Source organism: Natrarchaeobius halalkaliphilus, assembly GCF_003841485.1.
Classification (GTDB): domain Archaea; phylum Halobacteriota; class Halobacteria; order Halobacteriales; family Natrialbaceae; genus Natrarchaeobius; species Natrarchaeobius halalkaliphilus.
In genome coordinates this window covers 1-26,479 of record NZ_REFY01000003.1, presented here as the reverse complement: position 1 = coordinate 26,479, position 26,479 = coordinate 1, and the positions used below count along the sequence as shown (strand labels likewise).

At 61.0% G+C, this 26,479-nt stretch carries 28 protein-coding genes; 12 read left to right on the top strand and 16 right to left on the bottom strand.

Annotation, left to right across the window (positions count from 1 at the left end; all coding sequences use genetic code 11):
* Positions 1 to 189 precede the first annotated feature (189 nt).
* The 3 genes from EA462_RS07025 (at position 190) to EA462_RS07015 (ending at position 3,706) form a co-directional block, all read left to right on the top strand.
* Positions 190 to 1,455 carry a Cdc6/Cdc18 family protein gene (locus EA462_RS07025; protein ID WP_124177861.1) on the top strand — a complete coding sequence of 422 codons (1,266 nt, stop codon included), beginning with the start codon at positions 190 to 192 and terminating at the stop codon, positions 1,453 to 1,455.
* A 94-nt stretch (positions 1,456 to 1,549) separates the two neighbouring features.
* Positions 1,550 to 2,743: a dihydropteroate synthase gene (folP, locus tag EA462_RS07020; RefSeq protein ID WP_124177860.1), complete on the top strand. Its 1,194-nt coding sequence runs from the start codon at positions 1,550 to 1,552 to the stop codon at positions 2,741 to 2,743.
* 243 nt (positions 2,744 to 2,986) lie between these two features.
* Complete coding sequence (locus EA462_RS07015; protein ID WP_124177859.1) at positions 2,987 to 3,706, top strand: 6-hydroxymethylpterin diphosphokinase MptE-like protein; 720 nt, start codon at positions 2,987 to 2,989, stop codon at positions 3,704 to 3,706.
* 21 nt (positions 3,707 to 3,727) lie between these two features.
* Here the strand turns inward: EA462_RS07015 and EA462_RS07010 are convergent, their stop codons facing one another.
* Together EA462_RS07010 and EA462_RS07005 are read right to left on the bottom strand one after the other, a co-directional pair.
* A complete protein-coding gene (locus tag EA462_RS07010; RefSeq protein WP_124177858.1) occupies positions 3,728 to 3,919 on the bottom strand; it encodes a hypothetical protein in 192 nt (63 codons plus the stop codon).
* Between the two features lie 473 nt (positions 3,920 to 4,392).
* Positions 4,393 to 5,553: a tubulin/FtsZ family protein gene (locus EA462_RS07005; protein WP_124177857.1), complete on the bottom strand. Its 1,161-nt coding sequence runs from the start codon at positions 5,551 to 5,553 to the stop codon at positions 4,393 to 4,395.
* Positions 5,554 to 5,865: 312 nt separating this feature from the next.
* Here EA462_RS07005 and EA462_RS07000 point away from each other — a divergent pair, with 312 nt between their 5' ends.
* The 4 genes from EA462_RS07000 (at position 5,866) to EA462_RS06985 (ending at position 10,635) form a co-directional block, all read left to right on the top strand.
* A complete protein-coding gene (locus EA462_RS07000) occupies positions 5,866 to 7,632 on the top strand; it encodes an ABC transporter substrate-binding protein (protein WP_124177856.1) in 1,767 nt (588 codons plus the stop codon).
* A 151-nt stretch (positions 7,633 to 7,783) separates the two neighbouring features.
* The gene (locus EA462_RS06995; RefSeq protein ID WP_124177855.1) at positions 7,784 to 8,668 is read left to right on the top strand and encodes a phosphatase PAP2 family protein; all 885 of its coding nucleotides are present in this window, start codon (positions 7,784 to 7,786) and stop codon (positions 8,666 to 8,668) included.
* 144 nt (positions 8,669 to 8,812) lie between these two features.
* Positions 8,813 to 10,252, top strand: a complete 1,440-nt coding sequence (locus EA462_RS06990; protein WP_124177854.1) for a cryptochrome/photolyase family protein — start codon at positions 8,813 to 8,815, stop codon at positions 10,250 to 10,252.
* 71 nt (positions 10,253 to 10,323) lie between these two features.
* Positions 10,324 to 10,635: a HalOD1 output domain-containing protein gene (locus EA462_RS06985; protein ID WP_124177853.1), complete on the top strand. Its 312-nt coding sequence runs from the start codon at positions 10,324 to 10,326 to the stop codon at positions 10,633 to 10,635.
* Between the two features lie 66 nt (positions 10,636 to 10,701).
* Here EA462_RS06985 and EA462_RS06980 read toward each other — a convergent pair whose 3' ends face one another.
* The 8 genes from EA462_RS06980 to trmB form a co-directional block, all read right to left on the bottom strand.
* Positions 10,702 to 11,526, bottom strand: a complete 825-nt coding sequence (locus tag EA462_RS06980) for an MOSC domain-containing protein (protein WP_124177852.1) — start codon at positions 11,524 to 11,526, stop codon at positions 10,702 to 10,704.
* Between the two features lie 61 nt (positions 11,527 to 11,587).
* The gene (locus EA462_RS06975; RefSeq protein WP_124177851.1) at positions 11,588 to 11,899 is read right to left on the bottom strand and encodes a carboxypeptidase regulatory-like domain-containing protein; all 312 of its coding nucleotides are present in this window, start codon (positions 11,897 to 11,899) and stop codon (positions 11,588 to 11,590) included.
* Positions 11,900 to 11,951: 52 nt separating this feature from the next.
* A complete protein-coding gene (locus tag EA462_RS06970; protein WP_124177850.1) occupies positions 11,952 to 13,025 on the bottom strand; it encodes a Gfo/Idh/MocA family protein in 1,074 nt (357 codons plus the stop codon).
* 144 nt (positions 13,026 to 13,169) lie between these two features.
* Positions 13,170 to 14,357 carry an ABC transporter ATP-binding protein gene (locus tag EA462_RS06965; RefSeq protein WP_124177849.1) on the bottom strand — a complete coding sequence of 396 codons (1,188 nt, stop codon included), beginning with the start codon at positions 14,355 to 14,357 and terminating at the stop codon, positions 13,170 to 13,172.
* A 3-nt stretch (positions 14,358 to 14,360) separates the two neighbouring features.
* The gene (locus EA462_RS06960) at positions 14,361 to 15,419 is read right to left on the bottom strand and encodes a carbohydrate ABC transporter permease (RefSeq protein WP_207891638.1); all 1,059 of its coding nucleotides are present in this window, start codon (positions 15,417 to 15,419) and stop codon (positions 14,361 to 14,363) included.
* Positions 15,419 to 16,483: a carbohydrate ABC transporter permease gene (locus tag EA462_RS06955; protein WP_124177848.1), complete on the bottom strand. Its 1,065-nt coding sequence runs from the start codon at positions 16,481 to 16,483 to the stop codon at positions 15,419 to 15,421. Before EA462_RS06955 ends, EA462_RS06960 begins: the two co-directional genes overlap by 1 nt.
* Entirely contained in the window at positions 16,473 to 17,948 is a 1,476-nt protein-coding gene (locus tag EA462_RS06950) for an extracellular solute-binding protein (protein WP_124177847.1), read from the bottom strand. The genes EA462_RS06955 and EA462_RS06950 overlap by 11 nt, the downstream gene beginning before the upstream one ends.
* 147 nt (positions 17,949 to 18,095) lie before the next feature.
* Positions 18,096 to 19,160 (bottom strand): HTH-type sugar sensing transcriptional regulator TrmB, encoded by a 1,065-nt coding sequence (trmB, locus tag EA462_RS06945; RefSeq protein ID WP_124177846.1) that lies wholly within the window; start codon positions 19,158 to 19,160, stop codon positions 18,096 to 18,098.
* A gap of 196 nt (positions 19,161 to 19,356) precedes the next feature.
* Here trmB and EA462_RS06940 point away from each other — a divergent pair, with 196 nt between their 5' ends.
* Entirely contained in the window at positions 19,357 to 20,334 is a 978-nt protein-coding gene (locus EA462_RS06940; RefSeq protein WP_124177845.1) for a mechanosensitive ion channel family protein, read from the top strand.
* Positions 20,335 to 20,382: 48 nt separating this feature from the next.
* Entirely contained in the window at positions 20,383 to 20,826 is a 444-nt protein-coding gene (locus EA462_RS06935; protein WP_124177844.1) for a universal stress protein, read from the top strand.
* Between the two features lie 74 nt (positions 20,827 to 20,900).
* On the opposite strand, the gene EA462_RS06930 is transcribed toward EA462_RS06935, so the two are convergent.
* On the bottom strand, positions 20,901 to 21,311 hold the full coding sequence (locus EA462_RS06930) for a universal stress protein (protein WP_124177843.1): 411 nt from the start codon (positions 21,309 to 21,311) through the stop codon (positions 20,901 to 20,903).
* Positions 21,312 to 21,519: 208 nt separating this feature from the next.
* Between EA462_RS06930 and EA462_RS06925 the strand changes: the two genes are divergently transcribed.
* The gene (locus EA462_RS06925; protein ID WP_124177842.1) at positions 21,520 to 21,759 is read left to right on the top strand and encodes a DUF5816 domain-containing protein; all 240 of its coding nucleotides are present in this window, start codon (positions 21,520 to 21,522) and stop codon (positions 21,757 to 21,759) included.
* Between the two features lie 128 nt (positions 21,760 to 21,887).
* Positions 21,888 to 22,196 carry a DUF7116 family protein gene (locus EA462_RS06920; protein ID WP_124178452.1) on the top strand — a complete coding sequence of 103 codons (309 nt, stop codon included), beginning with the start codon at positions 21,888 to 21,890 and terminating at the stop codon, positions 22,194 to 22,196.
* A gap of 14 nt (positions 22,197 to 22,210) precedes the next feature.
* On the opposite strand, the gene EA462_RS06915 is transcribed toward EA462_RS06920, so the two are convergent.
* Complete coding sequence (locus EA462_RS06915; RefSeq protein ID WP_124177841.1) at positions 22,211 to 23,413, bottom strand: pyridoxal-phosphate-dependent aminotransferase family protein; 1,203 nt, start codon at positions 23,411 to 23,413, stop codon at positions 22,211 to 22,213.
* 119 nt (positions 23,414 to 23,532) lie between these two features.
* Here EA462_RS06915 and EA462_RS06910 point away from each other — a divergent pair, with 119 nt between their 5' ends.
* The gene (locus EA462_RS06910) at positions 23,533 to 23,733 is read left to right on the top strand and encodes a dodecin (protein ID WP_124177840.1); all 201 of its coding nucleotides are present in this window, start codon (positions 23,533 to 23,535) and stop codon (positions 23,731 to 23,733) included.
* A gap of 20 nt (positions 23,734 to 23,753) precedes the next feature.
* On the opposite strand, the gene EA462_RS06905 is transcribed toward EA462_RS06910, so the two are convergent.
* The 4 genes from EA462_RS06905 to EA462_RS06890 all read right to left on the bottom strand — a co-directional run bounded on the left by EA462_RS06905 (position 23,754) and on the right by EA462_RS06890 (position 26,140).
* Positions 23,754 to 24,128, bottom strand: coding sequence for a HesB/IscA family protein (locus tag EA462_RS06905; RefSeq protein WP_124177839.1), 375 nt, complete (start codon positions 24,126 to 24,128; stop codon positions 23,754 to 23,756).
* A 71-nt stretch (positions 24,129 to 24,199) separates the two neighbouring features.
* Positions 24,200 to 24,415, bottom strand: a complete 216-nt coding sequence (locus tag EA462_RS06900) for a hypothetical protein (RefSeq protein ID WP_124177838.1) — start codon at positions 24,413 to 24,415, stop codon at positions 24,200 to 24,202.
* Positions 24,416 to 24,511: 96 nt separating this feature from the next.
* Positions 24,512 to 25,804 (bottom strand): histidinol dehydrogenase, encoded by a 1,293-nt coding sequence (gene hisD, locus EA462_RS06895; protein ID WP_124177837.1) that lies wholly within the window; start codon positions 25,802 to 25,804, stop codon positions 24,512 to 24,514.
* A 123-nt stretch (positions 25,805 to 25,927) separates the two neighbouring features.
* Positions 25,928 to 26,140 carry a hypothetical protein gene (locus tag EA462_RS06890; protein ID WP_124178451.1) on the bottom strand — a complete coding sequence of 71 codons (213 nt, stop codon included), beginning with the start codon at positions 26,138 to 26,140 and terminating at the stop codon, positions 25,928 to 25,930.
* Positions 26,141 to 26,479 lie beyond the last annotated feature (339 nt).

Below are 26,479 nucleotides of genomic sequence, written 5' to 3'. Positions count from 1 at the left end.
CGCAGTCGGCACGTTCTCCCGTAGCTTCGACGTTCGGTTTCCGTCTCACACCCGCGAGGCGGGCGATTCACTGTGATCGATCAAATTTTGGTCAGAAGTAGGCAGCCGGTTCCTGAACCGCCGTATTTACACCCGCGACCGAACCCCACACATTTATTTCAACCCCGCTGAAAGACACTGGATACTGTAATGTCCGCCAACGACGATCGTGATCCACTCTTTCGGTACGACGATCCGGTCTTTGCCGACGAGCGATTGCTCGAGATCACACACCTTCCCGGCCCCGACCGGATCGTCGGACGCGACGAACAAATGCAACGAGTCGCGGACGCGCTCAATCCGGCCATCTTCGGGAGCGAGCCGAACCACCTGTTTATCTTCGGCAAAACCGGAACCGGCAAGTCGCTCATCTCGCGGTCGGTCACCAAGCGAGTGATCTCGGAAGCCGAACGCGACGACGTGACGGTCAAGTACGCGTTTATCGACTGTGGGGAGCAAAACACCGAGGCATCGATCATCAAAACCATCGCACAGATCGTCAACGACTCGACGGAAAGCGGCGTGTCAGTTCCGGATCGGGGCCTCGGTACCGGTGACTACTACAAACGCCTCTGGCAGGCTATCGACCGCTGTACCGACGTCACGATCGTCATCCTCGACGAGATCGATATGCTCGAGGACGACGAGGTTCTCAGGAAGCTCTCGCGAGCGGGTGAAAACCGACGAATTTCGGACTCGAGCATCGGCATTATCGGTATCTCCAACAAGATTGACTTCCCGGATCACCTCTCCGAGCGAGTTAAATCGAGTCTCTCGCGCGACGAACTCGTCTTTTCGCCCTACGACGCCAACCAGCTCGTCGAAATTCTGGAGAAGCGACGAGACGCGTTTCACGACGGCGTCCTTTCCGACGACGTGATCCCGCTTACGGCTGCGCTGGCGGCACAGGAACACGGCGACGCGCGCAAGGCGATCGATATCCTTCGCAACGCCGGTAGAATCGCGAAAAAGCAAGCTAACACTCGCGTGACCGCCGAACACGTTCGCGATGCGAAAGAAAAGACCGAAGCTGACCGATTCAACGAACTGATCGAGGGATCGCCACAGCAGGCAAAAGCGATCCTCTACTCGCTAACGCTGCTCACCGAAAACAGCACTCAAAAGGAGTTCCCGACGAAGATTATCTACAACCAGTACAAAGAGATCGCCGGCCGACTCGATTTTGACGTGCTCTCGGAACGACGCGTCCAGGAGATTCTCCAGGAGCAAAACTTCCTCAACGTTATTCAGTCCGAACGCGAGGGGCGCGGCCGCGGTCGCGGTGCTCACGCGAAACACCGGCTCCTCGAGAACCCCTCGATCGTCAAAAAGGTGTTACTACGTGATTCGCGGCTCGCACCGCTCGAGAACGCTGACTCGAGCACCCGTTCGCCGGAGACGAACCGGCGGACCTGACGAACCAACTCGCGTCCACCGTCGGTGATTCCTCCGTTCGACTCGCTTCGCCGCAATCGGGGCTCCTTTCCGTCTGCTCTGCTCAGACGGGGGTATGAACACCGTCGATGCGGCCGGACTCGAGATCGGAGACGGCCACCCGCCTCGGATCATGGGCGTGTTGAACGTCAGCGAGGAGTCACCCTACGATCCAAGCGTCTACGACGACCCCGGCGAGGCGGCCCAGTACGTCGACGACGAACTCATCAGTGAGGGCGCCGATATCGTCGACATCGGCCTCGAGTCCGCGAACAAACGGTTCGAAGTGCTTTCTGCGGACGAAGAACTCGAGCGACTCCACCTCGCCCTCGAGACGATCGAGAGCGTTTCCGGCGACGCCGTCTTTTCGATCGAAACCCGATACGCGTCGGTCGCAGACGAAGCGCTCTCGATGGGCTTCGATATGGTCAACGACATCTGTGGTTTCGCTGATCCGGCGATGCCAACAGTCTGTTCGGAACGCGACGCCGCCGTTGTGAAGATGGCGAGCCCACCGGATCTCGAGCGTCCAGGTGCGGTCGGAGCAACCGACTGGTCCACGAGACGGTCGCCTGACTGGGCTAAACGGGCATCCTACGTCGACCAGGTGTACGAGGCGTTGAAACAGAACGGGCTGACGGGACGGACGATCATCGATCCCGCATTCGGCGGCTGGAGTCAAACGCAGACGCTCGAGGACGACCGAGAGACGTTCAGACGACTTCGCGAGTTCCGTGCACTCGGACAGCCGGTGCTCGTTTCGATCAACCGCAAGAACTTCCTCGGAGAGATTGCCGATCGCGAAACCGATGCGCGACTCCCGGTAAGCCTCGCTGCGACCGGGCTGGCCGTCGAACGAGGTGCACACGTCGTTCGAACCCACGACGTTGCAGAAACCCGTGATGCTGCACTGATCGGCTCGGAGTTTCGTACTCGTTCGAGCGCGTCCGAAGGCGGGGTGACGGTGTCCGAGCTCGAGATCGACTCGCTGCGAACGTTCCGAGCGCACCTCGGAGAGCGCGGCATCGACCCCGACGTCGCAGCCGACTGGCAGACGCGCGTTCTCGAGATCGACGGACTGGCTGAGCAGTCTATCGACCGACTCGTCGCTGAAACTGTCGGTCCGGATGCTACGGTATACCGCACTCCCGACGATTCCGTGTTATTTATCGGCACACCTGGTGGTCTTTCGGAGGTTAGAGCGCGTATCGAGGCCGAAACCGAGCAAACTGGACAACTCATTGAAGTGCTCGGAAAGATGCCACAGTAAGAGAAAGCTTATGCCGGAGGCTTCGAAAGGAACGAGTGGACGCCGGGCGGCCTCCCGGGTAGGGGTACTTTGGAGGCGACTCCCGGCCCACAACATGGAATTATTGTGGAACTACTCGCCGAGTGGCGACACTCGTTGCAGTCACACGGTACTCTCGAGCACCCGGTCGGTGACGCGGTCCACGATACGATGTCCCATCCAAAGAATCAGTAACCACTACCGCCTCGAGTGCCAAGAAGACGCATGAACTTCGCGGAGTGGGAGTCAGTCTACGTCGATATTCTCGAGGACTTCGGCTACGATCGGGTGGCCGACGAACGTGCGCGGGACGTTCTCGGATCACTGACCGGTCCGTTCGATACCGATCGTCTCTCGATGGCTCGAGGAGCGACGGTCGCGATCGCGGGTGGGGCACCGTCGCTCGAAGAGACCGGTCAACTCGAGCGGGTCCGGTGCGCCGACGTCGTTTTCGCGGCTTCGACGGCAGCAGACGTCCTCGAGACGAACGGTGTCGGCGTCGATTGCATGGTCACCGACCTCGACAAGAATCCGGTGACGGTTCGTCTGTTGACCGAGCGATCCGTTCCCGCGGCGGTTCACGCCCACGGCGACAACATCCCGGCGGTTCGGCGGACCGTTCCCGACTGCGTCGACGAGTTCGTCCTCCCCACGACACAGGCCAGTCCCAACGGTCCGGTCCGAAATTTCGGCGGGTTCACTGACGGCGATCGCGCGGCGTTTCTCGCGGATTCCCTCGGCGCGGATCGACTCGTCTTCGCCGGCTGGGAGTTCGACGACCCGACCGTCGATCAGCTCAAAGCGAACAAGCTGGCGTGGGCCGAGCGGCTACTCTACTGGCTCGAGCGACGGCGCGAAGAACGGTTCGACGTACTCGACGGCCGACGCGACGCTATCGAATCGATCGGCGCGTTCGAGACTCGTTCGTCCGACCGAGATCACTGAACGGGATCGAGTATACTCGAGTTACCGAATGCGATAGGTGACGATATCGTCACAGCCACAGGTCGGACAGTCCGAACACGACGTTTCGATCGTCGTCCCGCACCGACGACATTCTTCGATGACCGTGACGCTGTCGGATCGAAAGAGCACTGACTTGACGGTTTCACGCACGGTGGACGACGTCGTTGGCTTCGTCTGTTTCTGGCCGTTCATGATACAACGAACCGTGATATCGTAGTTCGTTATTGTCTTGTTACTATGAGTGACACGAGAACTGATCGTTCTCACGAGACAGAAATATCGTACTTAATGAACGAAGGCGGCCATTACTGATCGGTGACTGCTGGCTCTGCGGTTCGGATGGCGGGGAGAAATCGTGTGACTCCCGTACAGAAGTACTATCGCCTGTGGTCTCTCCGTTCGAAAGCACCGCTCGATATCGTGGCATCAAGTTTATCGAGGGTCTCCGAGAATACCTCGGGGCTTAATGATCGAGAGAAGTATTGGGAACAGCTGTCCGAGATAGTACCACTACAGGAACCAGCCGTCGGCAGGTGGAGTAGAACTATTCCCAGGACTTAGCTAATCCGTTAGACCCCGAGGCGATTCACCGAACGCTCGTGTCGGTGAGGGCTGTGAAAAACCGATCGATTCGTGAGCAAACCAGCTGATCCCAAGGGTATAACTCAGAACAGCGCGTCGAGTTCCCCGCCGGTATCGACCAGCGACGCGAGATCCTCGTCGGCTTTGGCCTGAAGCGCGTTCGTTCTGTCCTGCGTTTCGATCGCTACCTGCTGGAGCTGGTTGACCCGGGGAACGTCCGTCACGCCGGAAAGGAGGACGATCGCACCGACTTCGTTCGAATCCGGAATCGGATAATCACCACCGCGAATCTCCATGCTGCCGGTCTCGTCTTCGAGCCACTGTCGACCTCGTTCGACACCTTTCCGATTCAGGTGCTCCGGCGGGCCGGTCGTGACGACGAGTCCTCGGTCTGCGCTCGCGACATCACAGGGCAGGGTCAATCGTCCGAGAGCAGCCTTTCTGACGAGGCTCGTCATTCTGTTCGTCGCTGCTCCCTCGTCGAACTCGTCGGTGTCGCGAAACGTCGAGAGGAGGCCGTCGCTCGAGGAGTCGACGGTTTCGCGGGCGTATCCGATCGTCGAAACGCCGTCGTCGAGCGTGTTGATGATCTCCGAGGAATCGACGACGCTCTCTGCGACGTGATCACCCTGGTTGACTTCGCCGGCGGCGAACAGGAGTCCGAATCGCTCGACGATTTCTTGATTGATTCGGTCGTAACCGCTTGCAACTGTTTCGCCGGCGCTGCGCCAGACGTCGTTATCGAAGACGAGCAGATTGTCCACTTCGCGGACGAACGTCTGGAACGAGCGAGCCGCGTTGAGCGTGTAGATTCCGCCTTCGTCCGTTGCGGGAAGGATGCCCAGTCCGTACACGGGTTGGGTGTAGATTCGTTTCAAATGCGTCGCCAGAACCGGAGCGCCGCCGGAGCCGGTCCCGCCGCCCATTCCGGCGACGATGAGGAACGCATCGATCTCGTGGATGGGGATCTTGTCGATCGCGCCCTGTACCTCGTCGATGTCCTCTTCGGTGACCTCGGCACCGAGTTCGTTGTCGGCACCGACGCCGTGTCCTTTGACGCGTGCCTGTCCAATCAGAACGCGATTATCCTGCGGGATGTGCTCGAGTCCGTGGAGATCCGTCGTTGCAGAGTTGACCGCAATCGCGGTCTGGACGAATCCGTCACCGACCCGCTCGTCGTACGCAAGGAACTCGTCGACGATCTTCCCGCCTGCCTGACCGAAGCCGATTAGTGCGAGTTTCATGGTTGTCTCTCGTGGCCGCTCCCAGGACAGCCGACCGGTTCTACCGAACGAATCGGACGTTCGTGGGAACGGATGCCACGTCACCGTAGTACCTGATTACAGCCATTGTTATGGCCTCCATACACACGAGGAAAAGAGATTCTTCGATCGAAGAAACTACTGACAGCCGAATAGTCACTCATTAACGACGGTTCGCTCCAACCGACAGCATCCTCGAGGACGGAACCGACCCCGATCGAAGGCAGTGATCGGGGCCATCGCCTCGAGAGTAAGCCATATACAGGGCGGTGGCATATCCACGGACAAGCATATATGGACGAGGGCGCTTCGTCGACGACGCGACGAGATCTACTTGCTGGTACTGGTGTTGGCATTTCTAGTGCTTTCGCCGGCTGCTCGGAGGTGTTCTGGTCTCGCGCCGAGAACGCAGGTCCCGATCAGATCGAACTCGATATCAAGACGGTTCCCGCCGACGACGATCCGTTCGCAGCGATGATTCTGAGTCAGCTCCGGGAGAACTTCCAGGCGGCTGGGATCGACGTCGCTCACGTCCCGAGTGCGAAAGCCGACCTTCACAGGGAGGTCCTCCTCGAGCGAGATTACGACGTCTTCGTCGTTCGTCATCCCGGATTCGACGACTACGACGCTCTGTATGGTCTGCTTCACTCGCAGTTCGTCAGCGAACGTGGATGGCAAAACCCCTTCCAGTTTTCCGATCGAACGGTCGACGAACTGTTAGAGGAACAACGTTCGGCCGAGAACCGGCGTCGGGACGTTCTCTCCGAGCTGGTCGAGTTTCTCGAAGAAACCGCCCCGTATACAGTCGTCGCGTTTCCCGAACGAACCGGCGGAACTCGTCGTGAGACCGACGCATCGGTCCCACCACACGATCCGTACGAGTACGTCGATCTCATGGCTCGAGAGCCCGCTGATGGTCCCCGCGAGAATCCGATCGCCGTTGGCGTCTCCGGCGAGGCGCTTGCTAACCGGTTGAATCCGGTGGTCGTCGATCGAAACCGGATACCCGGTTTGTTGGATCTGCTCTACGATCCGTTGGTTCGAAACCCCCACACTGAAGAGTACGTTCCGTGGCTCGCAGAATCCGTTTCCTGGCACGAAGCGGATCAACTGCGGGCAACGGTGACGCTTCGAGACGGGGCGACGTGGCACGACGAAACTCCTCTCACTGCCGACGATGTCGTCTTTACGAACCGGTTTCTCAACGATACGGCGCTGGGTGACGTCGAGGGACACATTCCAGCACAACGGTTTCGAAGTCGCCAAACGCTCGTTTCGGAGATCGAACGGCTCGACGCCAGCACCGTGCGATTTTCGTTTGGCAACACCGTCACAGACCCCGAGACGTATCCGAACAGATCCGTTGCCGTTCGTGCATTAACGGTCCCGCTGTTACCGGAACATATCTGGGACGCTCGATCGGAAGTGATCGCTGAGCGCCAGACCGATGCGCTCGTCTCGGACAACGAGGAACCCGTCGGATCGGGGCTGTTCTCGATCGACGACGTGACGAGTGATCAAGTCGATCTCCAGCCGTTCGACGAGCACGTCCTCCGGGAACAATCAGCGGATCGACCCGCCGTATTCGACGGGTTTTCGCAGTATACGGGGATCCAGTTTCGAATCGATCCCAATCCGGGAGCGATGGTCGATGCGCTACGGGAGGGCATGACCGACGTTACTGCGACCACCTTACCATCCGATCAGATCGAAACGGTTCAAAACGACGACGGGACGCGGCTTCTCACGGGACAAACTCCTGCGTTTTACATGGTTGGATACAACCATCAGCGTACACCGCTTGGTAACCATCGGTTCCGACAGATCCTCTCTCGCCTGGTCGATCGCGACTACGTCGTCGAGGAATTTTTTGATGGGTTTGCCGAACCGGCGACGACGAAACGATCACTTTTGGGCATCTTCGAGGACGATCGGGAGGACGATACCACCTCGACGGTCGCGACGTTTCCTGGAACGGACGGTGAGATCGACGTCGAAGAGGTACGCTCGCTCTTCGAGGCGGCTGGCTACCACTACGAAGAAGAAAGGTTGCTCGAATGACCGTCGAACTATCGAAATCGTCCGAGTCGGCTCTCGGAACCCCCGAGTCGGGCTCCCGGAACCGTCCGAGTCGATATCGCCTCTGGAACGTCCGAACGCAGTAACCGATCGGTATTAGTGTCTTGCAGGCGATAGCTAGCACCGTACCCGAATGTCCCTCGTCGGTCTCGTCCTAGAACTGGTGATCGTCGTGGTGACGATGCTCGTAACGGCAACGCTCGTCATCGTCGGCCCTCGACGGTTTATGGCCTCTCTGTCGGGATTTCGAAGACGTATCGAGGTCTGTACGCTCCCTCTAGCCGCCCTCGCTGTCGTACTCGCCCTCCGATGGTCGACGGTAGATCCGTTCATGCGCCTCGAGCGGCGGGTACTCGGAACGAATATTACGCCGCTTCTGTTCGAACTCGAGTTCGGTGAGCAGGCGCTTCTCCCCGTAAACCCGATCGTCCTCCTCCAGTCGATCCAGTCACCGGAGGTAACGTCGTTTTTCATCTTCGTTTACGTCTACGGCTACGCATTCTTGCTGTTGTTTCCGTTTATCGCGTACTTCGCACTCGAGGACTCAGAGGACCTCCGGACGCTGTTGCTCGCGTTTACTGCGAACTACGGAATCGGATTGATCTGCTATGCGCTCTTTATCGCGTACGGTCCGCGAAACGTCGATCCGACGATCATCGAAGGAGTGCTCTACGATGCGTTTCCCCAATCGGGACTGTTGACTCATCGGGTCAATCAGAATACGAACGTCTTCCCGTCCTTACACACGTCGTTGTCGATGACGGTCTTTTTCGTCGCGTGGCTGACCCGAGCGAAGTATCCACTCTGGCTTCCGATCTCCGGCGTCCTCGCGATCAGCGTTGCGCTTTCGACGATGTATCTCGGAATTCACTGGTTCTCGGACGTAGTCGCTGGAACGATCCTCGCCGCCGTCAGCGTTTATATCGGCCGAACGTACACGGTCGACGGAATCCTCGAATCGACGCGACAGTATCTCGACCGGCGGTATGACCGGTTGCGACGAACGGGCGGTGAGTGATGCGGTCTGCTGTAACGGTTCACCGGAGCGACCGCAGAACTGGTCTCGGTTGCGCCGAAAACAACACACAGCAGTCCGTATGAATAATTCCACCTCCTCGCCGGTATCCGGACGTTTTCACGTTCCGAAGCGTATTACGTAGACATGGGCATCCACTGGCACCGTCGTGATCTGCGGACATCCGACAATCTCTCGCTCGCTCGAGCGGCCGAATCTGGCGATCCCGTCGTCCCGCTGTTCGTCTTCGATCCCACGATCCTCGAGCACGCAACGCCGCCGCGGGTCGCGTGTCTCCGCGAGGCCGTGGGTGCGCTTCGAGAGTGGTACCTCGATCTGGGAAGTGACCTGCTCGTCGAATACGGTGAGCCGAGTGACGTTCTCCCTCGAGTGGCGGCCGCGTACGACGCGGATGCCGTCTACTGGAACGAAGATTACAGCGGGCTTGCGGGCGAGCGCGACCGAGCAGTGACAGCGGCGCTCGAAGACGAGGGGTTCGTCTGCAAGACGGCTCACGACGCTATCCATCACGAGCCGGGTTCGATCACGCCCAACAGCGGTGACCACTACTCCATCTTTTCGTACTTCTGGAAGAAGTGGCGAGACCGGGACAAACGCGAGCCAGTGGACCCGCCGGAGCCAACCGACCTGGCTGCAGTACCCTCGGCCGACGACGAAGTCAGCACCGACTCTGAGTCGATTGAGGGGATCCCCTCTTTGTCGGATCTCGGGTTCGAGGAACCGGACGCGACGCTTCCGACCGTGACGCCGTCAGCCGCACGTGAACGCGTTTCATCCTTTTGTTCGGGGCCGATTTACGAGTACGAAGGGACTCGGGACTATCCTGCCACTGGTGGAACGTCACGGCTTTCCGTCCACCTCAAGTGGGGGACGATCGGAGTTCGGGAGCTGTTCGAAGCGACCCAGCGGGCTGCCGACCGGGCCTCGTCGACGACCGACCGCGAAAGCGTCGAGTCGTTTCAGCGCCAACTGGCCTGGCGCGAGTTCTACGCGCACGTCCTGTCGTACAATCCAGGAACGGTGGCCGAGAACTTCTCTCAGTTCGATCGCGAGATACAGTGGCGAGACGACCCGGACGAACTCGAGGCCTGGCGGAACGGGGGGACGGGATACCCGATCGTCGACGCGGGAATGCGCCAACTCGTAGACGACGGGTGGATGCACAATCGCGTCAGGATGCTCGTCGCATCCTTTCTGACTAAGGATCTCCTCATCGACTGGCGTGAGGGATACGACTGGTTCCGACGGAAGCTCGCGGATCACGACACGGCGAACGACGTCGGTGGCTGGCAGTGGGCGGGATCGACCGGAACCGATGCCCAGCCCTACTTTCGGGTGTTCAACCCGATGAAACAGGGACGCGAGTACGACCCCGACGCCGAGTACATCCGAGCCTACGTTCCGGAACTCGAGGCGGCCACTCCCGACCGGATTCACGGCTGGCACGAACTCTCAGGCACAGAGCGCGAGCGCGTTGCACCGTCGTATCCGGCCCCGATCGTGGACCACGCAGAGCGGCGGGAACGAGCGATTGCTACCTTCAAACGTGCGAAGGGGACAGAGTAGTACAACTGTCGACAGTGGTGTCTGACCGCCGCGCCATCATGCTTATCCGGCAGAAGGTGTTAGATGCGAATATGTCCTCACCGGACAAGACGTCGCCGCCACGTGACGCGGTCCCTCCATCACAGGCGATTATCGAAGCGATCGCTGCACACGAAGGCGTCGATGTGACCGAAATCGAGCCTCCGGAGTACGAACCGCTGTACGAAGTCGTGAACCCGGAAGCCCTCGATTCTCTGTTTCGTACACCAGCGCGCACGTCAGAGACCACTCGTCTCTTGCTCGAGTACGAAGGCTACGACGTGACTGTCTATGGCGACGGTCGCGTCGAGGTGACCGATTCATCCCACTCCAACAATTCGGTCGGTACGCCGATCGAAGACTGATCGCGTCAGTATTGGCCGAAAGCGCTCGTTCGAAACGGATCAACTCGCCGACCAGCAAGCGACCAGCTACGCCGTTTCGAGGTCCTGGTTGGCCGAAACTTCGTCTCCGACTCGGACCGTGGTACCACGGGAGCGTTCCGGAACGCTCGTGATGAGCATGACCGTAAAGAAGTGTTCGAACGCGTCCTCGTCGACCCACTCGGGCAGGGTTTGCTCGCGTCGCTCGGAAAACCGCGCCGAGAAATTCTCGGTCTCCCGGCCAGTGTCGGGATCTCTCGATGGAACGACACACCGGGCGCACGCCTCAGCCCCCTCGAAGCGAGTCCGTCCAACGTCGAACCCTGACGGATTCTCCCGGAGGAACTGATCCTCCCAGAACGGCGGAACGCCGCTGATCTCGATATTCGGTCGGAACCGCCGGCGAGCACCCTCGACGGACATCGAATCGAACCAGGAGGCGACCTCCTCGAGCGTTCCGGTGCTGATGACTGAGGGACCGAGTTTCGGCCGATCGATAAACGACGGTGGACCACGTTCGCGTAACTCGACGGCCTCTCCGACGAACTCACTGAACCAGTCGCTCGCCTCATCGCGGTCCGTCGAGAGATCGAACCGTGACGTTTCGCTGGTTTCGTCTATTCGGAGGGTGAGCGTCTCGGTTTCCGGATCGAACGCCGACTCGAACGAGTGCAGATCGTCGATCTCCTTGCCGTTGAACGTCTTTTCGACCGAATCGGTCCGATCTTCGATACGGGAACGTTCTTCGGGATCGACGAGCGCGTAGGCACGATCTCCCTGAAATGTTCCAGCGTCGTTGATCCGGATCTCCTCGACCGACATCCGGTCCAGTCCTTTGACGGGATACACCCACAGGTTCGCTATCCGGGCCATTGTCTACCGCTAGACGGCTACCGTCAAAAAAGTGCGTTCAGCGTCGGAACGACGCCGTCGCTCATCGCGAGGGGAGACGGTGTGTTCGTCTGACCGGTGTTGCTCTCGAGACGGCTCGCACCAGTGCGGCGGTCGGGCGATAGCTCACCCGGTTCGACGACCGTCTGGTTGCAGTCAGTTTCCAGAAACCGGGCGACCGGATCGTTATCTCACACCGACCCGCTGAGTCGGTTCGTCTGCGCTGTGTTCCCACCGAAACGATCGCGTCCTCGATCGGTCGGTTCTCTCGATCCCGGACCCGGACGGTGAGTGGCGTTTCGACGGTCGTCTCGCGTCGGTCGATCTCGAGAATCAGGTCTCGTTCGGTCCTCATGTGCACGCGGACCACGTCCGTCGACAAAAAGGTCGGTCGCGGTCACGACTCACTACGTGTCGTATTCGTCCATCGAGATCGACGCTCCCAGCTCGCTCGAGGAGTAGATCGCATCCACGACGCGCTGAACGACGAGTGCCTGCTCGACGCTCTGGTCGTCCTCACCGGCGATAATCCGATCGAAGAAGGCAGCCTGCTCGTCGGAGTGCGTATCGTTTTGAGGGGTTTCGATGACCGTATTCTCGAGGTGGTCCGGGCCGTGCTTTTTCGCAGAATAGAAGCTGAGATCCCCGTCGAGGAGATCGAACCGAGCGGCGGAATCGGTTCCCCGGATGACGAATTCGTGGTTTTCCGGCCGGTTCGTCGCCCACGCCACTTCGAGGGAGATCGTTTTTCCCCCAGCACAGCGGATGAACGCGCTCGCGGAGTCGTCGACGTCGAATCCGCCGGGTCCCGCGTCTTCGGCCCACATCTCGAGGTAGGCGTACTCGCTTCGCGAGCCGAACTCGGATCGCGTGACACCGCTTACTTCCTCCACGGGGGGATAGTCGAGCACGTAGAGTGCGAGATCGATCGCGTGAACGCCCAGATCGATGAGTGCGCCGCCACCGGCGATCTGACGCCGGGTGAACCACGTGCCTCGGCCAGGGATCCCCCGCCGTCGGACGTAGTTCGCCTCGATGTGTGACAGCGCTCCGAGTTCTCCGCGGTCGATTCGATCCGAAACGATCCGGACGGTGTTCGCAAAGCGATTGTTGAAGCCGACCATGCACCGACTGTCGGCCGCCGCGGCCGCCTCGGCAATTCGTCGGGCGCTATCGAGCGAGTGAGCCAGCGGCTTCTCGAGGAGAACGTGGCGGTCACACTCGAGGGCGTCGACCGCGTACTCCTCGTGATACTTGTTCGGAGTCGTGATGACCAGGGCATCGACGGTGTCGTAGAGCTCCGTGTGATCGTCGTAGACGTCGACGTCGTATCGGCGCGCGAATCGCTTTCGCGCCTCCGGAGAGATGTCCATCCCGCCGACGAGCGGGACTCCAAGCTCGACGAGGCGTTCGGCGTGGTACTGGCCGATGTTTCCGAGGCCGACGATACCGGTTCGAATGTCTTTCAAATTTGTTGTCATTATCGCGGGCGAAAGCGACGTCTTACTTCAACCGCATACATCATATGTAGCTATACCAATATACGTGCTCGAGTACCTTCTGTCCATTGGCAAACGTACCTGTGCGAGAGACCACCGTGTCCGCAGACGGCCGGCGACCGATCGTCAGTCATCTGCCTGTGTCTCAGCCGTTCCGGAGTCGCTTCCCGAACGGCGGACGACTCCGTGTGTCAGTGCGTCGCCGGTCTCAGTTTCGAACAGGTGGCACTTCGATCGATCTAGGACGACCTCGACCGACTGTTCTGCTCGGATCTCCGTGTCGGGCGTCACGCTCATCAACAGCTGGTCCGCTGCCGTCGCGGGGTCTTGGGCCATCGACCGGGAACTTCCCTCATCGAGGACGAGGTAGACGAACACCTCGTCGCCCATCGGCTCTAGGACATCCGTCCGGGCGGTGATCGGATCCGTCGGATACTCGATCGACGACGATTCGGCCTCGAGGTGGACATCTTCCGGACGAACACCGAACGTGAGGGCATCTCCGATGCTCGCGTCGGAAACGACCGCTCGATCCACCTCGATCCGGAAGTGCTCCGTCTCGAGCCCCCCTTCGACCAGCTCTCCCTCGGCAACGTTCATCGACGGCGATCCGATGAAACCGGCGACGAATCGGTTGGCCGGTTCGTTGTAACAGGTGAGCGGTGGCGCGATCTGTTGAAGTTTTCCCTCGTTCAGGACGGCGATCCGGTCGGACATCGTCATCGCCTCGGCCTGATCGTGCGTGACGTAGATGACCGTCGTGCCGAGTTCGCGATGGAGTCGCTGGAGTTCCGTTCGCATGTGGACGCGGAGTTTTGCGTCGAGGTTCGCGAGCGGTTCGTCCATCAAGAAGACGTCCGGATTCCGAACGATCGCCCGCGCGATCGCGACGCGCTGGCGCTGGCCGCCGGACAGCTCGTCGGGCATCCGATCGAGCATTCCCTCGAGCTGGACGATTTCCGCGGCTCCTTCGACCCGTCTTCTGATCTCGTCGTCGTCGTACTTCCGGAGTCGAAGTCCAAAGGAGATGTTCTCGAAGACGTCCATGTGTGGAAAGAGCGCGATGTTCTGAAAGACCATCGCCACCCCCCGGTCTTTCGGGGCGAGATCGGTGACGTCGTCGTCACCGATGTATACTCGTCCCCCTGATGGACGGGTGAGTCCGGCGACCGTCTCCATCGTCGTCGATTTCCCACAGCCCGATGGACCGACGAATGTGACGAACTCGCCGTCGTCGATATCGAGGCTAACGTCGTCTACCGCAGTGACGTCTTCGTAGCGTTTCGTCACGTTCTCGAGTCGTACTCGTGCCATAACTTACTCTTTGAGTGCGCCCGCGGTCAGTCCGCTGACGATCTTTTCTTGGGCCACGATCACGAGGATCGCGACCGGAATGACCCCGATAATACTCGCGGCGGCCATCAGATGGTACAGCACCTCGTACTGCCCCTGATAGCCGAGAATACCCTCGAGAATCGGGGCCCAGTTTTCGGGCTGGCCGTCGGTCATCAGAAACGAAAAGAAGAATTCGTTGTAGACGGCGATGAAGGTCAACACGCCGGCCGTGGCGACGCCGGGAGCCGAAAGCGGGATAATGACGCGGACGAGAGCACCGAGTCTGGTCGTCCCCTCCACTCGCGCAGCGTCCTCGAGTCCGTCCGGAATCTGTGCGTAAAACGTCGTGAGAATGAAAATAGCGAGCGGCATGAAGATCGCAGACAGCGGCAACACCATGGCCCCGGGCGTATTGTAGAGGCTTCCATCGCCCGTAATCGGCTCGAGAACCGCCAACTGCGTGTTAAACAGATCGTTGAGCGGGATGAAAAAGGCGGCCGGTGGGAAAAACGAGATCACCAGTACGATCAACATGAGCGGAACCTTTCCGGGAAACTCGAGTCGTCCGAAGGCGTAGCCGGCCAGGCTCGCGATGACCAGGACGATGATCGTCGAAGCCGCCGCGATGACGAAACTGTTGAACATGTACCAGTGAAACGGGATGACCTCGAAGACCTCGACGAACGCACCGGGGTTGAAGCCGTTCGGCGTGAGGACGATGTCCTGTTGTCGCCCTTCGGGAGTCAGCGCGACCATGAGCAGCCAGTAGAACGGAAACAGCGTCGTGAACACGAAAAAGATCGTCGCGACGTAAAACATCGACCGGTAGACGCGCTCGGGATGCGTGATTGCGTTCGCGGCCCACCGCTGGAACGGGCCACGGTCGAGTTCGCGGTCAGCCTCTTCGTCGAATATCCCGCCGGCATCCCCACCGAACCGATCGGCGTCAGTCGACCCTCCTTTCGAGCGTCGGTCCGCAGCGGTTTCCTCACTCGACGGGCATTCCTCGGAGCCGCCGTCTGTGGATGGTTCGTCGCTCATCAGTAGAGCCCTCCCTCGGTGTCCCGGAAGAAAACGACGTAGACCGAGATGATCAGACCGATCACGACCGCGGTCGCAAAGGCCACCGCAGCGGCCGTCGCGTAGATCCGGGTGCCGCCGAACATCGCTTCGACGACCAGACACGTCAGGGACGGAACGGTGGTACATCCAGCAGTCGACTCGATCAATCCGTATACGCGCATCGCGTCCATCGTCCGGAACAACATCGCAACCAACAGCGCGGGCATCACAAGCGGCAGCGTGATCAGCTTGAACCGCTGCCAGGGCGACGCGCCGGCCACGCGCGCGACGTTGTACAGGCTTCGGTCGATGCTCTGGAGACCAGCGAGAATCAACAGCGCCATGAACGCGGCGGATTTCCAGACGTCAGCGACGAGGATGATGATGAACGCGTCCTGGCTGTCGGCAAGCGGATCGGGACCGAAGACGCCGAGCCACTGCATGAGGTCGCTCCCGAACCCGACCGTCGGCTGGAACAACAGAAAGAATATCATCCCCTGAATGACGATCGGTACGGCCCACGGAAGGATGATCGCGACGCGGACCCAGCGTCGCCCCCGAAAGTCCTGATCGAGAACGTACGCCTGTGCGAACCCGATCGTCGTCTCGAGGACCACGCTGATAATCGCGAACGCGAGGGTGACGAACAACGCCTGCTGAAGGAACGGAACGCCGAGATCGACGAACGGGTACGACGTCGACACCGTGACGTCGACGAACTGCCGGGCGAGGCGTGCGTTCCCCGTGAGAATGTCCGCGTAGTTTTCGAGGCCGACGAAGCCACCGAGGGGCTCGAGCCCCCGGGTTCGATCCTCTCGGAGCGACATGACGAACGTCATCACGAGCGGATAGAACGCGATCAACGCGAGCAACGCGAACGCCGGAAGCAACAGGAGGTACGCGTAGGCCGCCTCACTCAGGTTTTCCATCCAGTTGACCAGCGGATTCCCCGTTCGATCGCGCGAAGTTCGTTCGCCACCGGACAGAAACTCGGTGCGTTCGCCGTCGGTGGTCGTCGCATCGGAGTCGGTTTCAGTCGTCATTTTGTCCCTCCACGTCCCGTTCGCTTCGCTCGAGGCGCGCCGAGAGATCGGTCATCGCATCCGCTGGCGTTTTTACGCCGCGGTAGGCGGCGTTGACCTCCTGATAGATCAGCGCGGACTGCTCGGGCCAGACGTCGGTGACCGGTCGCGGAACCGCGTTGTCGCCGGCGAGACGAATCTCGTCTGCGTACCGTGCAACCGGGCCGATCTCAGCCGGATCGGCCTCGTCGACAAGCTCCAAGACCGGCGGGAGAAACCCCTGTAACTCGAAGATGGTGAGCATGACGTCGTCGTGAGTGAACGCTTCGAGGACCGCCAGCGCCTCGTCGGTTCGATCGGTGTTCGGATTGAGCGCGAGGTGCCAGCCGCCGAGTCCTGCCGCAGTGCCGCCGACCCCCTCGAACTCGGCTTCTTCAGCTGGAACGGCGTAGGGCATGGTCGTCACGCCGAGGTCTTCCCCGAACGCGTCCTCCGCGCCGGTCTGGGCGATCGCGAACGGCCAGTTCCGATTTGCGATGGCGTCGCCGTTCGCGAACGGGTCGAGGGACTCCTGTTCTGACCACTGGACGATCGCGCTCGGACAGATCTGTGGATATCCCTCGAGCGCGTACTCGTCGTCCTCGCCGTGGACGAACGCCCGCATCATGCGAATCGCCTCGAGTACGGGCTCCTCGTCGACGGTGATCGGCCGATCGCCGGCCGTGAACAGGGTGTCCGTACCGCCGAAGTACGCGCCGCCCCACGTGGACATCACTTCGACGAACGAACAGCAGGCGAGACCCTCGTAGGCGGCGGCCTGTGTGGTGAATCCGAAATCCGTTTCAGCCTCGTTCTGGGCGTCAGAAACGGCGTTTGAGAACTCCTGCCACGTTGGCGGATCGGCGTCCCACTCACTGGTGTCGTAGCCGGCGCTCTCGAGCAGGTCGCGTCGGTACAGCACCGTGCCGAAATCGGGGAACAGTGGTACCGCGTGGAGGTCGCCGGTCTGGGGATGGCGCGCCGTCTCCACTGCCGCCTCGAGATAGTCGCGCTCGACTCGCTCTACGACGTTCGCTGGGAGCGCGTCGGTCAGGTTGATCGTCTGCTCGCGCAGGATAAACGGAATCGTCCACCCGCTGTCCATCATGAAGATGTCGGGGGGTGACCGACCCGCCTGGAGCGCCGACTGGTACTGTTGCATCCGCTGTGCGGAGTCGTCGACGCTCGCTTGTACCTCGACGGTGATCTCCTCCGGGAGGCCGGCGTCCCACAACGCCTCCTGAACCGACGGTTCCCCGTCGTCGGTGTGCATGATACCCTCGAAGTCCGTGTCGCCGCTCATCACGACCGTCTCCTCGTCCCGCGTCCGACCGAGACAGCCCGCGATCGCCGCCCCACCGGCTATCGCCGTGGCCGAAACGGATCTGACGAAGCGGCGACGTGAGGACCCGTCCGGACCCTCGCGACCTGCGTTTCCGGGGGGCATCCGGCGGGACACCACACCGCTTGAGGGCTTTAATCGTTGGGCGGATTGCTGAACGTACCAGTGAGAGTCCCGTTTTCGGACCGGTATAACGAGAACGTACACGGCATTTCGGAGCTTTCTCCCGTCGTCCCCTCTCGCAAATCGCCGTCACTCGTCTATCGCTGGCGGTTCGTTCCGACCGATGTGGATCTCGTGGGATTCGATGTCCTCTAGGGCGGCCACGCGCCCGCCGACGGTGATCTCTTCGCCGCTGTCGTCCTCGAGTGTGAGGCCGGCGACCTCTTCGCTCACCTCGAACGACACGTCGAGAACTCGGCCACGAACGACCCGCGAGCCGCCGCGTTCGACGTCCCGTCCCTCGACCGTCGCGTAGAACTCTCCCCCTTCCTCGAGAATATCCTTGACGCACCGGCGGATCGAGGCGTACTTCCGAGGATACGTTCTCGCGGCACCGTCCTCGCTGAGAGTTTCCTCTGCGGTCGTCCAGAGGACGGTTCCGAAGAACCCGGACACGAGAAACCCGAGCGCCGATCGGTTGAATATGACGCCGTATCGATCCTGATCGTCCCGGAGCGCATCCTGGGTGGCGTAGATCGAGTAGTTTCCGTCCGCGACGGCGATCACCGGCGTCGTGATACCGCGGCGAGCGCGTGCGGACGTCGCGACGGCCGTGTAATCGAACTCGTCCGGATCGGGTGCCTCGCTCGCGGGCGTCACTAGCAGGTCGACGCTCACACCGGCGTCGACGACGGCGCTGAGTTCCGTCTCGAATCGCATCAGGAGATCCGGCGTCAACGAAAGCGAGAGTTCGTACTCTGCGGACCCGATGACCTCCTCGAAGTATCGCAGAATCGTCGAGCGCGACTTGACGAGCGAGACGGCCTCGGTATCTCGCGCAGGTGCCGTGTACCGTGCCTCGAGTTCGTCGATCATCTTCGTCAGCGACTCCTGGACGTCGTCGAACGCGTCACCGGGATCCAGCGCGACGACCTTCATCGGCCGGGATTCCCGCAACTCGACGAGCCCTCGATCGCTGAGGCTGCGAACCGTATCGTACACCCGCGGCTGTGGAATGTCGGTTCGATCCGAAATCTCGCTGGCCGTCAACTGACCCTGCTCGAGAACGGTGAGATAGGCGTCGATTTCGTACTCCCCGAGGTTGAATCGATCGCCCACGCGCTCGACGGTCGAGCGCAGTTCGTCTGATGCCATATCGGAACAGACGAACCGAACGGATAAATGATTTAGTATGTCTCGAGTAGCACCTGTTTTCGAAATCGAGTTGTCCCGAGCGACGGGCCGCAGCTCGTGCCTCGAACCGGACCGTTCGCTCAGCCCCAACCGTGGGTTACGGCAGTGGACAGGGCCGTTCAGAACGCTTAACCACCGGGAAGATTACTGTTTTGCCATGCTCGAGGTTCTCCAGACGAGCGAATCCAACGGGGACGACGTAAACGGAGTGCTTCCGTCTACCTTCCCCGAACCGACCGAGCTCGGCCTCGCGCTCGTCGTTTTGATCTTCGGGTGGTTCCTCTCGAAGCTCGTCGTTCGGCTCGCCGGTCGAACGATCGCACGCCGTATCGAGCGTCCGAGCGTCACGCGAACGGTGTTACGCGGCGTCCGAGTCTCCGTGTTGATCGTCACGCTGATCGTCGTCGCAGCGATTCTCGGTCTCAGCGGCGGCGAAATCCTGCTTCAAGTGACCGTCATCTCGGCCGTGATCGCGGTCGTTCTCGCACCGCTCGTCGGTAGCCTCATCAACGGGCTGTTCATCCTGGCGGATCGTCCCTACGAAATCGGAGACATGATCGAGATCACCGACGAAGGCCACCGGGGGTTCGTCGAGGATATCACGATCAGGTACACCAAGATATTCACGCTCCAGAACACGTTCATCGTTATCCCGAACTCCGAAATTCAACAGCGCGACGTCATCAACTACTCGGCAGAGGACGAACGGACGCGGATCTCGGTCGAGTTCGAGATCACCTACGAAAGCGATCTCGAGGCCGCACGACGTCACGCCGAACGAGCGGCCCGCAGCGTCGACACCGTCATCTCCGGCGGTCCGGATATCCGGATCGGAAGCGCACGCTACGCCGCCGCGCCGGTCTGTACCATCCGCGAGTACGCCGACGACGGAATCGCACTCGAGTTGTTCTTCTGGACCAAACGGCCGTACAAGCAGACGCTCGCGCGTTCGTCGGTTCACGCCGCGGTTCGCAAACGGTTCCTCGAGAACGACATCGAGTTCGCCTACCCCCACCGACACCACGTCTTCGACGAGACCAGCGGCGTTGCGCGGGTATCCAGAACCCCCGAGACCGTCGACACTCCAGAATCAGATCCGTCCCCCCAATCCCACGACGACGCCGTCGAGGAGTGACGCCGGGCGTATTATACACCTCGTGATCCAATTCTTCATCGATCCACGATGTACGACGACGTTCTCGTTCCGACGGACGGCAGCGATACGATCACAGAAACGCTCGCACACGCCATTCCGATCGCGGCTGACAACGACGCTACCGTTCATGCGTTGTACGTCGTCGACAGCCGAATAACGGCAGCTGCGGGCGAAGAAAACAGTTCCGCGATCGAGCGATCGCTCGAGGCCGACGGACGCGAGGCGATCGACACGGTCGAAGAACGCGCCACCGACGCCGGTCTCGAGACCGCAAGCGAGATTCGAAAGGGAACGCCCTCGAAGATACTCCTCGACTACGCCGACGAACGGGGGATCGACCTGATCGTCATCGGAACGAAAGGGAAGAGTCCGCGAGAGAAGGTAACCTCGCTCGGGAGCGTCTCCGAGCGTGTCGTCGACAACGCGTCGGTTCCGGTATTCGTCGTTCGGGACGTCGACTCGAGCGACTAGTCGCGCCCGGTCGCGTCGCCGGCGTAGATGGGGAGTCGCCGGCCGATGAAGGGAGTCAGCGGCCACTGATCAATCTACGTCCTCGAAGGTTCGACGGTGATGACCTCACAATCGAGGTGCGTCCGAAGATACTGGTTGATGTCGGGATTGTCGGTGAACCGTCGAAAGATTCGTCGGAGTCGACTCGCCTGTTGGCCCCCGATCACGACCGCATCGGCCTCTTCGGCGGCCACTTCCTCGAGAATACTCTCCTCGACCAGAAATCCGCTCCGGACGATGTACCGGACGTTCTCGAGCGGACCGAACGTCCCCTCGACTGCCTCTTTGAGATCGATTCTGGTGACTTTCCGCCCGTTCTGATAGAGATCGACGTGTAAGATCGTCAACGCCGCGTCACGATCGCGAGCCACCTCGAGCGCCCGCTCGAGAGTTCGCCGTGAGTGCTTCGTCAGGGGATATCGAACGGGGACCACGACCAGCGCCATTACGAACCAGAACGATTCCCGCGCGGGTAAACTTTTCAGTTTGTCCGGAAATGGTGTGTGAAGCGGTGTGTAAGCACACCATACTTCCGTCCGACCAGGAACGACAGGAGGACGCTGGCGATCTGACGACCCGAGCTGTCGGTGGCCGTCCTCACGACCCGCGGCGAAGAGGGACAGCCATTTATCAAACGCGACGGTAGCTGTCGATATGCAGCCGATCTCGATCGACGGCACCGGGACGATATACGTCTCCGAAGCCGACGGTGCCAGAGGGTCCAAGGGCACGTTTCTCGTCGCCTACGAGTCTCGAGACGCCGACAGCCGGTACGGCTGGTTCTGTACGAACTGCAAAAGCGTCGACAACGCGATGGACTCGATGGGGCGCATCAAGTGCAACGTCTGTGAAAACTTTCGCAAGCCGACGGAGTGGGACGCCGCCCACGAGTAACCTTCGCGTCAGTTCGAACCCACTTCCGGTCAGCTGTCGTTCGCGTTCGGCCGACCGTTAATACCATGGTATGGACTAACACTTATGGTGGTCGGCCGTGTATCGACTATTGAATGGGTCCTGTTAACATGCGACTCGTCGAGCAGGCCAGGTCGATTTTCGCAGAACTCGGATACACCATCGAAGGAACCGGACCGGCGTTTCGCGCAGAGCGTGCGTGGAAGGTCGTCCACGTGAATACGGTCCTCGAGACCGATTCACTTCCGACATCGTCGGCGGGACAGTTCCACTGTTTCGTCGCGGAACCCGACGATGCCGATCGCCTCGAGGACAGACTCAATAACGTCGACCCGGCGTACGAGTGGGCGATCATCGTCGTCGACGGGGACGAGTATCAGGTCGAACGAGCCCCGCCCGGACCGCGCGCATCGGCGTAACCCTCGTTTCGATCCTATTGTATCGTCCGTCGAACGGCCGTGACGCCAGCGCTCGGATCGACGGCAGCACCCATCCGGTCGAGAACGTCACCGAGCGCCGTCACGACGTAGACGACGTTCTCCGGACGCGCGGAGTGGCCCATACAGCCGATGCGGAAAATCTCGCCGTCCAGGTCCCCGAGGCCGCTTGCGATCTCGAGGTCGTAGCGCTCGAGTAGTTCGCGACAGACGTCGCCGTCGTCGATGCCGTCGGGAACCCGAACCGCGTTCAAGCTCGGAAGCCAGTATTCCTCGGATGCGTTCATCTCGAGTCCCATCGCCTCGATTCCGGCTTTCAGCGCGCCCGCCAGCCGCTCGTGGCGTTCCCACCGGTTTTCGATCCCCTCCGTCGCGACCAGTCGCAGCGCCTCCCGGAGCGCGTAGACGTTCGTAACCGGCGCGGTGTGGTGGTAGGCGCGCTCGTCACCCCAATACCCCTCGAGCAGCGACAGATCGAGATACCACGACCGGGGGTCCTCCTCGCGCGCGAGAACCTTTTCCATCGCCTCGTCGGAAAGGGTGAGTGGGCTCGCTCCGGGCGGACAGGAGAGACACTTCTGCGGACCGGCGTAGGCGACGTCGACGTTCCACTCGTCGACGCGAAGTTCGACTCCGCCAAGGGAGGTAACGGCATCCGCAACGACCAGCGCGCCGTGATCGTGAGCGACGGCCGAAAGCTCCGGAACGTTCGGCTGACAGACGCCCGTGCTCGTCTCGGCGTGGACGAAGCCGAAGACGTCGGGGTCGTGGTCGGCTATGGCTTGAGCGACCGCGTCGGTCTCGAGCGGTTCTCCCCACGGTGCGTCGACTTCGACGACCGTCCCACCCGCGCGTCGAGCCATCGAGGCCATTCGGCCGCCGAAGTATCCGTTCGTCGGAACGAGCATGGTCTCTCCCGGTTCGACGACGTTTCCGATCGCCGCCTCCATCGCGGCCGAGCCGGTTCCCGAGACCGGAATCGTCCACGTGTTGTCGGTTCGAAACGCATACCGGAGTAGCTCCTGGACCTCGTTCATGATCTCGACGAACGCGGGGTCGAGGTGACCGACCAGCGGCGTACTCATCGCCCGAAGCACGCGGGGATGAACGTCGCTCGGACCCGGCCCCATCAGCGTACGGTTCGGCGGCGTCAGCTCGTCGACGGCGGGCGCGTCGGTCGACCCCGCTCTCTCTGTCATACGCTCACACTGGTGTCGCCCCCATAAAAACGTTCATCGCGCGAACCAAACCTCCGGCCGACCCGCGACGGCGACCGGCGCGTACGTTTAAGTTGTTTTATCATGTACTACGACACGCAATGGTTTTCAAGAAGATCACCCTCATCGGAACAAGCACCGAAAGTTTCGACGCCGCCGCTGACGACGCCATCGATCGCGCCGAGGAAACGCTCCAGAACGTCTACTGGATCGAGGTCGACGAACTCGGAGTCGAGATCGCAAGCGTCGAAAACCGGGAGTATCAGGCAGAAGTCACCGTCGCCTTCGAACTCGAGGACTAGACGGCCGTCTCGACCGTGCGTTACGTTCGGAACGACTCGCCACAGCCACATTCGCTGACGACGTTCGGATTTTCCACGTTGAACCCTTCGGCTTGAAGGCCGCTTTCGTAGTCGAGGATACTCCCACCGATGTACTTCAGGCTCGCCGGATCGACGAACACTCGCAGCTCGTGGTGTTCGTAGATCGTGTCGTCCTCGTCGGGTCCGTCATCGAATCGCATTCCGTAGGAGAGTCCTGCACATCCACCTTGCTGGACGAACAGCCGCAATCCCGCTTCGGATGCGTCGAGTCCCTCACCGTCGAGCAACGCGAGGGCCTGATCGGCCGCGTCTTCGGTCACCTCGATCGTGGGACGCGTCTCCGCCTCGCCGCCGTCTAGACTGTCCGTGCTCATACACGACTCTTTCGTCGCAACGATGTTAACTGTGACGCCATGGGGAAACGATATTCCCCGTGGGTGCGACGTCATCGCCTCGAGCGCCGTCTGATCGATCGATAGTACGCACCGAAACGCCGCCAGTCGTTTCCAGACAGCTCGATGTCCCGGTCTGCGAGCAGTTCGACCATTCGCTCCGGCTCACAATCGTACCACATCGAGAGCAGTCGAACGTTCTTCTGGGCGTAATCGTAATTTCGCTCGAGGACGCGCTTGTCGGTTGGATCGACGTCACGCGGTTCCATGGCTCGACTACGATACCTAGCGACGTAAAACCAGTTCACCACAGATCCGGTAAGACGTGCTTAGAGAGCTGAGACCGTCACAGGGGATATACGGAACTACCGTCCATTCGGGTCGTCGACTCGCAACCGGACGCTTTCGGCGTGAGCCTCGAGTCCCTCGGCGTCGGCAAGCGTCGTGATCGTCCCGCTGAGTCCGGCGAGACCCTCGGCGGAGAGTCGCTGCACCGTCGTCAACCTGAGGAACGTCTCGACGGAGAGCCCGCCCGTCACGCGAGCGCCGCCGTTCGTTGGCAACACGTGGTTGGTCCCGCTCGCGTAGTCGCCCGCCGCGACCGGCGTGTGCGGCCCAAGGAACACGCTCCCCGCACTGTCGATTCGCTCGAGGATCGACTCGTCGTCGTGAGCGATGATCGTGAGGTGCTCCGGGGCGTATGCCTCGGTGAACAGAATCGCTTCGCTCATCGACCGGGCGAGCAAGACCGCGCTCGCGTCGTTGTCGAGGGCATCGCGAATCGTTCCTTCGCGCTCGCGCGCGTTCGTCTGCTCGTCGATGGCAGCCTCGATGTCCCGTGCCATCCCCTCGTCGTCCGTGACCGCCACGACCGACGAGTTCGGATCGTGCTCGGCCTGTGCGACCAGCTCCGCGGCGACTAGCTCCGGATCTGCAGTTTCATCCGCGACGACGACCAGCTCGCTCGGCCCCGCCAGAAAATCGATCTCGACGTCGCCTCGAACCTCGGCTTTCGCCGCGGTAACCCACCTGTTTCCGGGACCGACGATCTTTTGAACCCGATCGATCGTCTCGGTTCCGTAGGCCAACCCGGCGATCGCCTGTGCGCCGCCGACACTGTAGACGACGTCCGCCCCCGCCGCGTGAATCGCTGCTAACGTCACCGGACTCATCTCGTCGGCCGGCGGCGTCACGACCGCGACGTGATCGACGCCCGCGACGACGGCCGGAACGACCCCCATGATCGCACTCGAGGGATACGCCGCCGACCCACCGGGAACGTAGACGCCGGCGCGGTCGATCGGACGAAACCGTCGTCCCAGCTCTCGACCCTCGCTGAACGCTTTTCGCCAGTCCTCCGGAACCTGTGCTTCGTGGAACTCCCTGACGTTTGTCGCGGCGTCCTCGATCGCCTCACGAATATCGCCCTCGAGACCGTCGTACGCCCGTTCGCACTGATCCGTGATCTCGATGTTCCCGACCGCCACGTCGTCGAACTCGCCCGTGAACTCGCGAATAGCGACGTCGCCTTCGTCTCGGACCCGCTCGACGATCTTCCGAACGTCTCCTCGAACCGCCTCCACGCCTGCGTCCCGGTCGAAAAAGGCAACACGCTCGTTCGGCCCGAGGTCGGCTACGTCCTGTATCTCGATACTCATACACGAGCGTTCGCGCGCGCCGAAAAAACGATTGCCCTTCCACTAGGGGTGTCCGCACGAGATCGTAGAGCGAACGGACGACCGACCGTGCAGTGGTAAATACTGACTGTTATCCGCTCGAGTTCACTTTCCGATCGACCAGAGACCGATCGCGTCGAGGGTTGCGCGCACGAACAAGTAGACTAACAGTCCGAAGCCAGCAAAGAGTATCGGCGCCTGGAGCATCTCGGCACTACCCCGCCCGACGACGAGTTGACCGAACCCGCGAACGAAGAAACTCGCGATGACGAGTCCGATGGCAACCACCGCGAGCCTGACGAATCCCGACCGATCCATACAGGAGAGACCGAACGCGACCACCATAGCTCCACCTGAACCGACACCACACCCGATTTCGGATGTGCTCGGACGTCGCATGCCGAAACGGAGCCGTACGCGGCCGCTCGGTGATAGTTGACCGCCCCCGAACGAATCCGGATCGAACGGGTCGCGTCAGACGCGCGGCTTCCCCCCGAGAACGGTCAACGTGGAACAGTGGCTCCTCGAGACGACGGCCTTATGTATGGACCCCGTCCTCGTCTTGAATGCGAACGACGTGGTCATCGCGCCGCGTCCCCTCCGACCGGATTCCGGTGCGGAGGCAGACTCACCATCCATCCCTCGACACACGGTGTT